Origin of the sequence: Moraxella equi (assembly GCF_002027555.1) — a bacterium.
GTDB classification, from domain to species: Bacteria; Pseudomonadota; Gammaproteobacteria; order Pseudomonadales; family Moraxellaceae; genus Moraxella; species Moraxella equi.
The window spans coordinates 1-12,147 of the sequence record NZ_MXAP01000023.1; the positions used below are offsets into that span (position 1 = coordinate 1).

The following is a 12,147-nucleotide window of genomic DNA, read 5'->3' on the forward strand; positions in this document are numbered from 1 at the left end:
TTAGTTGAGAGTGGGGTAACAGTTGATAAATCAAACAGTGGGATTAAGTTAGGTCAAGTGGCTGACAGCTCGGGCAGTACACACTGGCTCGCCCACCGATTTTAACGTTTTCCAAAATCTCATGACACACCGTACACGGCTCACCTGCCCGCCCATAAGCCAGTAGGATTTGCTGAAAATAGCCCGTTTTGCCTGCCCCCACGGTAAAGTCCCGAAGACTTGACCCACCTTGTTCGATGGAGCGAGCGAGTATCGCCTTGATGTTATCGACCAGTACGGCTATCTTGTCTTTATCTATCTGATGGGCAGGCATGGCAGGGTGTATGCCTGACATGAACAGGCTCTCTACCGCATAGATGTTGCCCACACCGACCACGATGGACTGCTCCATGATGACGGATTTGATGGGGCGGGCGATGGGTCGTTTGGGGTTTTTGTGAATCATCCCATGCAGATAGTTGGCATCAAAGGCATCATCCAAAGGCTCTACCCCAAGTTTGTCAAGATAACGCTCGGCATCATCTGCCCACATCACCATGCCAAAACGTCTGGGGTCATGATAATGCAAACGCACCGATGAATCATCAAAGCCAAAGATGACGTGGTCATGCTTGCGTGGGGCAAGGGCGTCATGCTGTTGGAGACTGCCTGACATGCCCAAATGAATGAGCAGACGCAGGGGCGAGCCGTTTTTATTAAAATCAAGCAGTAGATATTTGGCACGGCGAACCACACGCACAAGTTTTGCCCCGACAAGCTCATCTAGGTTATCTGGTATTACTTCACGCAGGCGATAACCTGACGTGTAAATGTCGCTGACACGCTGACCGATGAGTGGGGCAAGGCTGGATTTGGTGGTTTCAACTTCGGGTAATTCGGGCATGACTGTATTTCTGATAAATCTGGCAAGAGTGATAAATGGCTATTTGCTTTTGTGTTTGGGTTTGTTATTATAGCTAATTTTGAGAAAAAATGCCATTGGCTGGGTTTATGATGTTTTGTGTGGTTATCAAAGCATTTGTTTGTATTTATCAAATGGTAAAAAAATGATAAAGATATTTTAAAAGGAAAAATATGACAAAGTATCCAACCCTAAAAATCATCATCACTTATGCCTTATTTACAGGCTTATTAAGCGGTCTTCTAACCTTGCCATTTGTTGGCCTTTTTATGACAAGTCGTAATGATTGGGGTTATTTGGCTATTTATTTTTATTGGTGGTTTTTGGTGAGTTTAGTACCTGCCTTGATAAGCGGTATTGTGATTGGCTATTTTAAAATCATCATCAAAAAACCCTTTGACTATTTGAAGCCTTTTGGTGTTGCATTTTTGGCATTTTTTTATTTTAGAGTTGGTTTTTATTGGTGTTTTGTCGCTCATAGAAATTGATTCAAGATTGTTGAAATTTGAAAGCGCTATCTATTTTATCATGCTAATATTTTGTATTGCATTGATGAGCGGAGTGTCATCAGCCATTTTAGCTAAATTTATTTTTCCAAAATATTAACAGGATAACTTTATGAATGGCAATAATAAAAATAAATACCCAACTTTAAAAGTTATTTTAAGTTATGCTTTACTGGGTTCATTAGTTGGCACATTGCCTATTATACCAGTATTAATTTATGCTATTATTATTGGCGATGATGTAGAGAATACTTTGTTTATTTATGCGGTTATTTTAATGGTCGGGACAGTAATAGGATTTATCCCTGCATTAATAACTGGCTGTATGCTATCTTATTTTAAAGTAAGAATTTTAAAAGTTAAAGACTATTTAAAAGCCTTTTTCTTTGGTCTTTTAACTACTTTTTCTTTTTTGTTAATTATTTTAGCAACTGATTTTATGACTGATGTTAATGCTCTGGTTGAGAGTATTGATGATTTTTTTAGTTCCATTTTCTTATCTTTTTGGATTGCAATTATTGGCGGACTATCATCAACCATTTTAGCCAAATTTATTTTGCCAAAATCATAAAAGGAAAATTATATGAATAAAAATAAAATAATCATTCATCTCGCCCTATTATCAATCGTCATTGTTGGTGCTATTTTATATTTTTATGTATTCAATGATTATCAAGAAATACTTACAAATAATTGGATTTCCTTAATTTTTATGGTAATTGTTATTCATATATTGATAGAATTATTTTTTAAAGTACTTTTAAAATATTTTCAAGAAAAAATTCCCAATGTTTTTAAAAAAGAAAATTCTTTACCTTCCACGCCAATGCAATGGAAAATTTATAATTTTGTAATGATGTTTTTTGTGGGAATGTATGTTTTGTTTTTTTTGGTTTGGGGGTTTGCTATTTTGATACTTGGTGGAATGTGGTTGTGGGCTTATTATTTTGGCAGTTGAATGTTTTTCTTGCCCAAACCCAAAAATAATGCGATAATAGTAAGTTAAATTCCCCATTTTTATTTTGTAATTTTTCTTTTTAAATCAAAAGGATAGCTATGGCTCAATATATCTATACGATGAACAAAGTGTCCAAAATCGTTCCGCCAAAACGGGAGATTTTAAAGGACATTTCGCTTTCTTTCTTTCCGGGTGCCAAAATTGGCGTTTTGGGTCTCAACGGTGCAGGTAAATCCACGCTACTTCGCATTATGGCGGGCGTGGACACCGAATTTAATGGCGAAGCCCGCCCCCAAGCAGGCATTAAGGTGGGCTATTTGCCCCAAGAACCCCAACTTGACCCCAACAAAGATGTGCGTGGCAATGTCGAAGACGGCGTGCGTGAAGCCCTTGACGCCCTTGACCGCCTTAACCAAATCTATGCCGAATATGCCGAGCCTGATGCCGACTTTGACAAATTGGCTGCCGAGCAAGGCAAAATGGAAGACATCATTGCTGCGTGGGACGCCCACAACCTAAACACCCAACTTGAAAAAGCGGCGGACGCCCTTCGCCTACCGCCTTGGGACGCCGATGTCTCAAAGCTGTCAGGCGGTGAAAAACGCCGTGTTGCCCTGTGCCGACTGCTCCTGTCTAAGCCTGATATGCTCCTACTTGACGAGCCGACCAACCATTTGGACGCTGAGTCTGTGGCGTGGTTGGAACGCTTTTTGAAGGATTATAGTGGTACGATTGTGGCGATTACGCACGACCGTTATTTCCTTGATAATGTTGCTGAGTGGATTTTGGAGCTTGACCGTGGCTATGGCTACCCCTATCAAGGCAACTACACCGAGTGGCTAGAACAGAAAAACAAACGCCTAGAACAAGAGCAAAAGCAAGAAGAAGCCTTTGCCAAGGCGTTAAAACAAGAGCTAGAATGGGTGCGTAAAAACCAAAAAGGTCAGCAAGCCAAATCCAAATCTCGTCTAGAACGCTTTGAAGAAATGAACTCTCGTGAGTTCCAACAACGAAACGAAACGGCGGAAATTTACATTCCACCAGGACCACGCCTAGGCAATAAAGTCATTGAAGTTAAAGGCATTTCAAAATCCTTTGACGGTCGTCTGCTGTATGAGAACTTATCCTTTACCGTGCCACCAATGGCGATTGTGGGGATTGTCGGTCCAAACGGGGCGGGTAAAACCACGCTGTTTAATATGATTACAGGCAAAGACAAGCCCGACACAGGCACCGTGGAGATTGGCGAGAGCGTCAAAGTCGCCTATGTGGGACAAGTGCGTGATGAGCTGGACGACAAAAAAACCGTGTGGGAAGAAGTCTCGGACGGACTTGATATGATTACCGTGGGCGAATATACCACGCCAAGCCGTGCGTATATCGGTCGTTTTAACTTTAAAGGTCAAGACCAGCAAAAACTGGTTGGCAACCTATCAGGCGGTGAGCGAAATCGTCTGCAACTTGCCAAAACCCTAAAACAAGGGGCGAATGTTATTTTGCTGGACGAACCGTCCAACGACCTTGATGTGGAAACCTTGCGCGCCCTAGAAGAAGCAGTAGAAGTGTTCCCTGGTACGGTAATGGTGGTGTCGCACGACCGTTGGTTCTTAGACCGTATCTGTACGCATATTTTGTCCTTTGAGAATGAACAGCCTGAATTTTTTGACGGCAATTATTCTGAATATGAAAAATGGCGTAAAGAGAAATTGGGTGCAGACGCAACGCCTAAGAGAATGAAATATAAGAAGATTGGGGGGTAAAAATCCCAACACAAAAACAACGAATGGCTATCGCTGTTCGTTGTTTTTATATGTTTGGTTGAATAACAATGAATATTAAACATATTTTAAAAGAAATACCAATCACATCGTCTTATGATAAATGGGTTTTTATCACGGCAATGTTGTTTGGTGTAATTACCAGTTATGCATATTTAGACTTTATTGATAAATTATCATTGTTTAGTAATATAACTGACAGCTTTTCGGCTCTTGTAGCGATTGCTGTTGTATATTGCATTCTTGCTTTTTTAACTGGCATTTGTTTTATTTTTGCTTTATTAACTGCTTTTTTAATAAAAGACACTTACAATAATTACCAACTAAGCATTCGATTCTTGGTTGTGCAATTTGCATTCTTAACAATTGGATTTCTACCTTATTTTCTGATGCCATTTTTTGGTTTAAGTCAGTATTCTTTATGGCTTGTTCTCAGTTCTTTTATTTTGGTTTTCTTGTTAAATATTTCCATTATAAAATTTTCAGATAATCAGAATAATAATGATAATTTTGATATGGCATTTTTAATAGCCTTAATTACAGTATTTCAACATTACCCCATTATTTCAAGCATTTTTCCCATAGCAGATTTCTCCAATAAAAGTTCTGATGAGTGGATGTTATTTTTACTTATTCCTAGCATTAACCTCTTAATGTATCTAATCTCTTTTTTGGCGATTGCTGTTAGTCCAGACAAAAATTTTAATATCAAAAATATATTTTTTGTTATGTTTGGGGTGTTTTTTGTTGGCTATTTTGTGCTATTTTCCATTAAAGGTAAGGCACCTTATCAATCTTTATATGCCGTACGTTTTATAGAGAAACCCCGAAACTCATCTTGGTATATTCTGCATAACAATAACAGCCCAATAGCAACCATCAATGGCATGACTAAACAGGACATAGAAAGACACAAGCAAAAGTTTGTGCTAAACGATTGGGCTAAGTTTTGTAGGACAGATGATTTTAGCAAACAAAATATCATTAATTGTGAATACCTTTATGATTACACTCAAGATATAAACCCCAACGCCCTTTACGGCTATATGGCTTGGAATTTAGGCAATACCAAAGTATTTTGCCCTGTATCAGTAGATTTTTTTGATGATAAGGGTGATAACAAAGAAAAATCCGCCAAATGTCTTGTGATTGACGGCAAATATTTACAACCTGTTGGTGAGCATTATTTGGCTAAATGATGTTGTGTGAAAAATCCATAAAAACACATAAATTTAAAGTTTGGTGGCGGTTTTTTTGTCTTTTTCAGGCCATTTTTACCAACAACAAAGACCGTCAAACCACGATAATCCCAAATCCATTTTACCAAAGCCCAATTTTCCGATATAATACCCCAAAACCAACGACAAGAGATATTATGGCACTATTACCCATTTTACATTATCCTGACCCACGTTTGCGTACTGTGGCAAGCGAGGTTGGCGAGATTACTGATGAGATTAAGACCTTAATCAGCGACATGTTTGAGACCATGTATGACGCCAAAGGCATTGGGCTGGCAGCGACACAGGTGGACAGGCACGTGCAAGTGGTAACCATGGATCTCGCCAAAGAAGGCGAAGAGCCACAGCCCAAGGTGTACATTAACCCCAAAGTTACGCCACTGACCGATGAGCTTGTCCCTTATAAAGAGGGCTGTTTGTCCATTCCTGAGGTGTATGATGATGTCAGTCGCCCTGCTCGTGTGCAGATTGATGCCTTAGATGCTGACGGCAAGCCATTTAGCGTTGAGGCGGATGGACTGTTGGCAGTATGCATTCAGCATGAGCTTGACCACCTAAAAGGCATTATGTTTGTGGATTATCTATCCCGCCTAAAACAAGACCGTGCCAGAGAAAAGGTGCGTAAAGTGGTCGCCAAAAAAGGCTGATTCACAAGCGTTTATACGGATAGCCTAAGATGGATATCCAGTAAAAAACCAAACAACAAAGCGTTGTTTGGTTTTTGTGTTATCAGCTCTCTGCCCCATCAGGGACAAAGACATAGCCCACACCCCACACCGTTTGGATATAGCGAGCCTGAGAGGGGTTGTCTTCGATGAGTCGTCTTAGGCGTGAGACCTGAACATCAATCGAACGCTCCATCGCTCCCCATTCACGCCCACGGGCTAGGTTCATGAGTTTGTCACGGGTCAGCGGCTCTCTGGGGTGCTGAACGAGTGCTTTTAGAACGCTAAACTCGCCGGTGGTTAGGGTGACGACATTGCCGTCTTTTTTTAGGGTGCGAGTGGACAAATCAAGCGTCCACGAACCAAACTCAACCACTTCCATCTGCTGAGATGGGGCTCCGGGCAGCTCTCGGTTATGACGGCGAAGCACCGCTTTGATACGAGCCAGTAGCTCTTTGGGGTTAAAGGGTTTGGGCAGATAGTCATCCGCCCCTGCTTCAAGCCCTGCGATGCGGTCGGTGTCCGAGCCTTTGGCGGTCAGCATGATGATGGGAATGTCGGCATTATCGGTACGCAGGCGTTTGCAGATGGCGATGCCGTCTTCGTCGGGCAACATCAAGTCAAGCACGATGAGCGAGAACATCTCACGTTGCATGAGCTTATCCATCTGCTTGCCATCATGGCACGCACGCACGGTAAAGCCATCATCTTCTAAAAATCGCTGTAACAAGGCACGCAGTCTGGCGTCATCATCAACGACTAAGATACGATAACTGGCATTTGGGTTTGGATTGGTATTGTCTTCGGTCATGTGTCACCCCCTGATAATTATAGGCTATTAGTTTACAACATTACACAAAAAATTGTAACTGTTTTTGATAAATAATATTTTAAGGTTGAATCATATCGAATGATTAAAAATCTAAAAACTGACGAATTATCATACCATGATGAGCGCCAAAAGTCGGTAATATTTTGGTAAATGGGTTTGGTCAATACCTTTAATTTGTCAATGCACCTTATGTGGCATGCCATGTACAGCAATAAGCGTATAAACAGGCTTTTATCCCAATAAAATTTGTGTTAGCATAAGGACGTATTTTTAACCCTTTAATATCAATCATTAAGGACATACCCCATGACCGACATTACCCACAATTCTGCCACACAGCGGTTTGAAGTAACCATTGATGGGCATACTGGCTTTTTAAGCTATGAAGTCATCGATGATGATACCCTAAACTATAACCACACCATCGTCCCCAAAGAGCTGGGCGGACGTGGGCTGGGTACGGCATTGGTTAAGCATGCTTTGGATTATGCCAGTGATAACGGCAAAAAAGTCGTGCCAAGCTGTTCCTTTGTGGCAAGCTACATCGACAGACGAGACGAATACCAATCGCTGTTGGCGTGAGTATGTTGCGATAATCGTTTACAAAAATGTTGGTAAATTGGCCAAAAATTTTGCCGAAATTTTGAAGATTTTGGTAAAATGGCTTGGTGTATTTTTATATTTTACCTAATCAAAGGAACATCATGAGCAGTCTTACCGCAGACCAAGTTGCCTTACAATTAGAAAGATTGCAAGGCTGGGCATTAGATGGCAATAGCCTTGTCAAGACCTATGAATTTGCCAGTTTTGCTGACGTCATCGCCTTTACCACCCGTGTGGCGTTCTATTGTGAAGAGCTAGAACATTACCCCACGTGGGAGAACACCTATACTTTGCTCAAAGTACGAATTGGCGAGCCTGACCAATATGAAGTGCATGGGCGAGACATTCAGCTTGCCAAACGCATGGAAATGGCAAGGGGCGTGGTCTTTGATAAAAAAGATTAAAGTGAAATTAATTTGGAAAATGGGTGTCATTACCCATTTTTTTGTGCTTTTAGATTTTAGAAATTGTTTTAAAACTCTGCCAACTCTCTATTATACATAAATTCCCAATCAAACTAGGTCTTTTTACAAAGACTTACAAGCTTTCTTATCAATCTCACACAGCTGATTTTTTGACTACATTTCAACCATAAAACAGCCTATTTTTTAACAGACAAACGCCCAAAAACTCGCTACAATCATCATCAGATTTTAAATTTAGATTTTATAATCGGACGGTTAAATTCAATCAATCATTTGATTGATGATTAGCCATTTAGCAATCAAGTTAAGGAGTTTGTTATGAAAGCAACATTGAAAAACCTAAAATCTGCCCGTGGCAATCCTGCCGTGAGTATCTTTGTGAAAACTCACCGCACTCACCCAGAAAATGAGCAAGACCATATTGCTCTAAAAAATCAGCTAAAAGTCGCCGAAGAGCGTATCGCAAACGAGCATGACAAACGCACCAGCGATGCCATCATGGAGCTTATCCATGCCAAAACAGACGAGCTTGACCATAATTATAACCTAGATACGCTTGCTATTTTTGCCAACGAAAATGAAGCCTAAATTTTGCGTTTGCCATTTGATGCCAAAGAGCGTGTGATTTTGGGCGAAAAGTTTGCCACCAGAGACTTGGTGCGTGATATGTCTGAGGCGGTGCATTATTATGTACTTGTGATTACAAGCGAATATGCTCGCCTGATTGAGGCGACCAACGACCGTGTGGTCAAGGAAATTGGTGGCGAAAGCGAACGTCAATCGCAAATGAGCGAGCTGACTTTCCCAATCAAAAACACAAGTCTACCTACAGGTTCAAAAGCCGACCGCACAGGCTCATCGGATGACGACAGCTATCTAAAAGAGTTTATGAACCGTGTGGACAAGAGTATGCAGGAGTTTCGTAACATTGACCCGTTGCCTGTGATTTTGGTGGGCGATAGCCGTACTTTGGGCTTTTATGAGCAGGTAGTGGACAACGACAGCTTTATCATTGGCAAGGTTGACCATCTCCCTAACCTAAAAGACGGACGTGCCGAAGAGATTGTAGCAGGCGTACAAGACGTGGTGGAGACTCAGCGTGCGACTCGCTATGAGACTGCCCAAGGCGACCTTGAAAAAGCCCGTAACGAGAAAATGGTACGCACCGATTTGCAACAAATCTACCGCTCAGCGGTTGAAGGTAATGCCGTAAAACTTCTCGTGCGTCAAGGATACATCGTGCCTGCGACCATTGATGAGACTGCTTTGACCTTGCTCGTGGCGGACGATGCGACAGCGGACGGCGTAACCGATGATGCGATAAGCGAGATTATCGAGAGAGTCAGCCACAATGGCGGTGAAGTGGTGTTTGTCCCACAGGACAAAATGGATGAAAAAGAGCCAATCGCCCTTATCACTCGCTACTAATTAGCATGTATCAAAGCACAAAAACCTGCCTACGGGCGGGTTTTTGGTTTTGGGCGAAATTTATTTGGCGTTATTTAGGGCAAATAAAACTCGCCTTGTCCGACTTGCCTTACCTGTCCACCCATCTGTATGCCGTCATCAAGTCCCAAAAACAGACGGTTTGGGCGGTGCAAATGGTCGCCTTGATGAATGGTGAATTGCCTATGATTTATGCTATTATCAAGCAGATACGCCCCCAAATTCACGCACGCCGAGCCTGTGCCATTGTCTTCTAAGATAATCCCATTTTGTTCAAAGAATAAGCGAACATGAATGGTATCATCACTCATATACCACAGATACAGCATATGTTCAAGCGTTAAGCCTTGGTTGATGACAAGGTTTGTGTTGTTATCAAAGATATTTTTTAGACTTGCCAAATCTACCTTAGCATGCCCCAATGCTTGCATGTCTTTGACTTGCAAAAGGAGCTGGCACACTCCTGCATTGACAAAATACGCCTTATCTGCCAACATCTCTTGGGGTAGGGTGGTTAAGGTGCTAAGGGTGTGGCGATCTGTCTGAGCAGGGCAAAGGGCGTAACTGTTGGTGGTTAGTGTGGTGCAAGATGGTGTGTGGTTTAGGCGAACGGCATAAGATGGCGTGCTGATGTCCAGTGCCGACAAACCGTGCGTTCTCGCCAAATACCATCCTGCCCCAATGGTTGGGTGTCCTGCAAAGGGCATCTCTATGGTTGGGGTAAAAATGCGAATGCGTGCGGTGTGGGCTTCTTTGTCAAAATGCGTGATAAATACCGTCTCATTGAGATTGAATTGGCAAGCGATGGCTTGCATGGTGGTGTTATCAAAATTGGCGTGGGGAAAGATTGCCAACGGATTGCCCCCAAAGGGCGTGCCATCTGTAAAGACATTGGCAAGGATAAATGGGTGGGTAGTCATGGCTATGCCTATCAAAAATTCTTGTTAATTTTACAATATTTTGCCAAATTTTTGCTACAATAGCTCATCATTCTTAGAAGTTTTGACTTATGCCAAAATCCAAAGCACCCAAAGACACCGCCCAAAAATCCCCCAAAAAACGCTCCGCCATGATGTGGTTGCCCTTTGTTGTGCTTGGGCTGACTGCTGTTTGGTTTTTGATTGTGTATTTTAGTGTTTTTGCCAAGACCGACCGCCCTGCCCAGACCTTGACGGTGGATAAGGGCGACACTTATCACAGTCTACTTGTCAAGAACAAATGGCAGACCAGTCCGCTTGCGTCCAGCACTGCCACACGGCTGTATCTTAAATTCCATGCCAAAGGCAACCTAGAAACAGGGGCATACCAAATCCCACAGGGGGCGAGCCTTGCCGATGTGGTCAAGATTTTGGGGCAGGGGGGGCAAGTTGCCATGATAAAGGTGCAAATCATCGAAGGCAAGACGGTCAAAGACCTATACCACACCCTAAAAACGACCGATGGGGTCAAGCTTGAACTACTCACACCGCTCCTGTCGGACGCTGATGGCTATTCGTGGGCGGACGTGGCACGAGACAACGCCAAAGTTGCCAAAGCTCTAAATATCAGCACGCCCAACGGCAACCTAGAAGGGCAATTCGCCCCGAATACCTACTTTTTTAATCAAGGCACGTCCGACACCGCCATTTTAAAAAAACTGCACACCGACCAAATGGCGATATTGGATAAGGCATGGACACAGCGTGATAAAGATTTGCCCTACAAGACACCTTATGACGCCCTGATTATGGCAAGCATCATCGAAAAAGAAACGGGCATCAAGTCCGAGCGAAATGACGTATCAGCCGTATTTGTCAATCGCCTGCGTCAAGGCATGAGACTCCAAACCGACCCGACCATTATCTACGGACTGTTTGACCGCTATGACGGTAAGATTTATAAATCCAACATCGCCGAGCGAACCGATTATAACACCTACCAAATAGACGGCTTACCGCCCACGCCCATTGCCCTGCCGTCTGCCGAAGCGATACAGGCGACCATGCACCCAAGCGATGTGCCGTATATCTATTTTGTGGCGACAGGTAAGGGCGGGCATAAATTTAGCGTAACGCTGGATGAGCATAATAAAGCGGTGGCACAATATCGTAAAGTGATGGCGGAGAAATAACAATGAACCAACCACCCAAATTCATCACCTTTGAAGGCACCGAAGGCGTGGGCAAAACCACTGCCATTGACCGTTTTTGCCACAAGCTTAACAGCCTTAGCATCGCCCACATTCGCACTCGTGAACCAGGGGGCAGTCCGCTTGCCGAAGATTTGCGTAAGATTTTGCTGGATAACAAAACCCACATCAATGACGACACCGAGCTTTTGCTTATGTTTGCCGCACGAGCCGACCATTTGCACCGCACCATTTTGCCAGCACTCTCGGACGGCAAATGGGTGATTTGCGACCGTTTTTTTGACAGCACCGTGGCGTATCAAGGCTTTGGACGGTTTGGGGGCGATGAGCGTGAACTTGCCAAGATTGAACGGCTTATCGCTGATTTTATCCCAAGACAGCCTGATTTGACCTTTTGGCTTGATTTAGACCCTGCCATTGGCTTGGAGCGGGCAGGCAAGAGAAGTCAAGCCGACCGCTTTGAGAGTGCAGGGCAAGGCTTTTTTGATAAGGCATATCAAGGTTTTTTGTATCAATATCAAAAACACCCTGAGCGTATCAAACGTATCAATGCCGACCAACGTCCTGATGGCGTGGCAGGGGAGATTATGCAAGTTTTACAAGAATATTTGGCGGATTGATTTTTAGCGGGTTTTAAAATACGTCTAGCAAACTCAATATTTAC

The 12,147-nt window shown here is 42.9% G+C and carries 15 protein-coding genes; 12 read left to right on the forward strand and 3 right to left on the reverse strand.

Annotated features, from left to right (window positions below; all coding sequences use genetic code 11):
• Positions 1-43: 43 nt before the first annotated feature.
• A complete protein-coding gene (mutM, locus tag B5J93_RS02365) occupies positions 44-883 on the reverse strand; it encodes a bifunctional DNA-formamidopyrimidine glycosylase/DNA-(apurinic or apyrimidinic site) lyase (protein ID WP_079324274.1) in 840 nt (279 codons plus the stop codon).
• Positions 884-1,074: 191 nt separating this feature from the next.
• On the opposite strand from mutM, the gene B5J93_RS02370 reads away from it, so the two are divergent.
• The 6 genes from B5J93_RS02370 to def all read left to right on the forward strand — a co-directional run bounded on the left by B5J93_RS02370 (position 1,075) and on the right by def (position 6,031).
• Complete coding sequence (locus B5J93_RS02370) at positions 1,075-1,389, forward strand: hypothetical protein (RefSeq protein ID WP_079324276.1); 315 nt, start codon at positions 1,075-1,077, stop codon at positions 1,387-1,389.
• Between the two features lie 130 nt (positions 1,390-1,519).
• Positions 1,520-1,978, forward strand: coding sequence for a hypothetical protein (locus B5J93_RS02375; protein WP_079324278.1), 459 nt, complete (start codon positions 1,520-1,522; stop codon positions 1,976-1,978).
• Between the two features lie 12 nt (positions 1,979-1,990).
• Positions 1,991-2,365: a hypothetical protein gene (locus B5J93_RS02380; protein WP_079324280.1), complete on the forward strand. Its 375-nt coding sequence runs from the start codon at positions 1,991-1,993 to the stop codon at positions 2,363-2,365.
• Between the two features lie 98 nt (positions 2,366-2,463).
• Complete coding sequence (gene ettA, locus B5J93_RS02385) at positions 2,464-4,125, forward strand: energy-dependent translational throttle protein EttA (RefSeq protein ID WP_079324282.1); 1,662 nt, start codon at positions 2,464-2,466, stop codon at positions 4,123-4,125.
• Between the two features lie 68 nt (positions 4,126-4,193).
• Positions 4,194-5,342 carry a hypothetical protein gene (locus tag B5J93_RS02390; protein WP_079324284.1) on the forward strand — a complete coding sequence of 383 codons (1,149 nt, stop codon included), beginning with the start codon at positions 4,194-4,196 and terminating at the stop codon, positions 5,340-5,342.
• Between the two features lie 176 nt (positions 5,343-5,518).
• A complete protein-coding gene (gene def / locus B5J93_RS02395) occupies positions 5,519-6,031 on the forward strand; it encodes a peptide deformylase (protein WP_079324336.1) in 513 nt (170 codons plus the stop codon).
• Between the two features lie 82 nt (positions 6,032-6,113).
• Here def and ompR read toward each other — a convergent pair whose 3' ends face one another.
• Positions 6,114-6,860: an osmolarity response regulator transcription factor OmpR gene (gene ompR / locus B5J93_RS02400; RefSeq protein WP_079324286.1), complete on the reverse strand. Its 747-nt coding sequence runs from the start codon at positions 6,858-6,860 to the stop codon at positions 6,114-6,116.
• Between the two features lie 327 nt (positions 6,861-7,187).
• On the opposite strand from ompR, the gene B5J93_RS02405 reads away from it, so the two are divergent.
• The 4 genes from B5J93_RS02405 (at position 7,188) to B5J93_RS02420 (ending at position 9,337) form a co-directional block, all read left to right on the forward strand.
• A complete protein-coding gene (locus tag B5J93_RS02405; RefSeq protein ID WP_079324288.1) occupies positions 7,188-7,463 on the forward strand; it encodes a GNAT family N-acetyltransferase in 276 nt (91 codons plus the stop codon).
• A 122-nt stretch (positions 7,464-7,585) separates the two neighbouring features.
• Positions 7,586-7,888: a 4a-hydroxytetrahydrobiopterin dehydratase gene (locus B5J93_RS02410; RefSeq protein ID WP_029103582.1), complete on the forward strand. Its 303-nt coding sequence runs from the start codon at positions 7,586-7,588 to the stop codon at positions 7,886-7,888.
• A gap of 339 nt (positions 7,889-8,227) precedes the next feature.
• Entirely contained in the window at positions 8,228-8,497 is a 270-nt protein-coding gene (locus B5J93_RS13910; RefSeq protein ID WP_228144844.1) for a hypothetical protein, read from the forward strand.
• Positions 8,498-8,500: 3 nt separating this feature from the next.
• Positions 8,501-9,337, forward strand: a complete 837-nt coding sequence (locus tag B5J93_RS02420; protein WP_228144845.1) for an AOC03_06830 family ribosome hibernation factor — start codon at positions 8,501-8,503, stop codon at positions 9,335-9,337.
• Between the two features lie 74 nt (positions 9,338-9,411).
• Here the strand turns inward: B5J93_RS02420 and B5J93_RS02425 are convergent, their stop codons facing one another.
• Complete coding sequence (locus B5J93_RS02425) at positions 9,412-10,275, reverse strand: PhzF family phenazine biosynthesis protein (RefSeq protein ID WP_079324290.1); 864 nt, start codon at positions 10,273-10,275, stop codon at positions 9,412-9,414.
• Between the two features lie 89 nt (positions 10,276-10,364).
• Here B5J93_RS02425 and mltG point away from each other — a divergent pair, with 89 nt between their 5' ends.
• Both mltG and tmk read left to right on the forward strand, forming a co-directional pair.
• Complete coding sequence (mltG, locus tag B5J93_RS02430) at positions 10,365-11,465, forward strand: endolytic transglycosylase MltG (RefSeq protein ID WP_079324292.1); 1,101 nt, start codon at positions 10,365-10,367, stop codon at positions 11,463-11,465.
• Positions 11,466-11,467: 2 nt separating this feature from the next.
• Positions 11,468-12,103, forward strand: a complete 636-nt coding sequence (gene tmk, locus B5J93_RS02435) for a dTMP kinase (protein ID WP_079324294.1) — start codon at positions 11,468-11,470, stop codon at positions 12,101-12,103.
• The last annotated feature ends 44 nt before the right edge of the window (positions 12,104-12,147 follow it).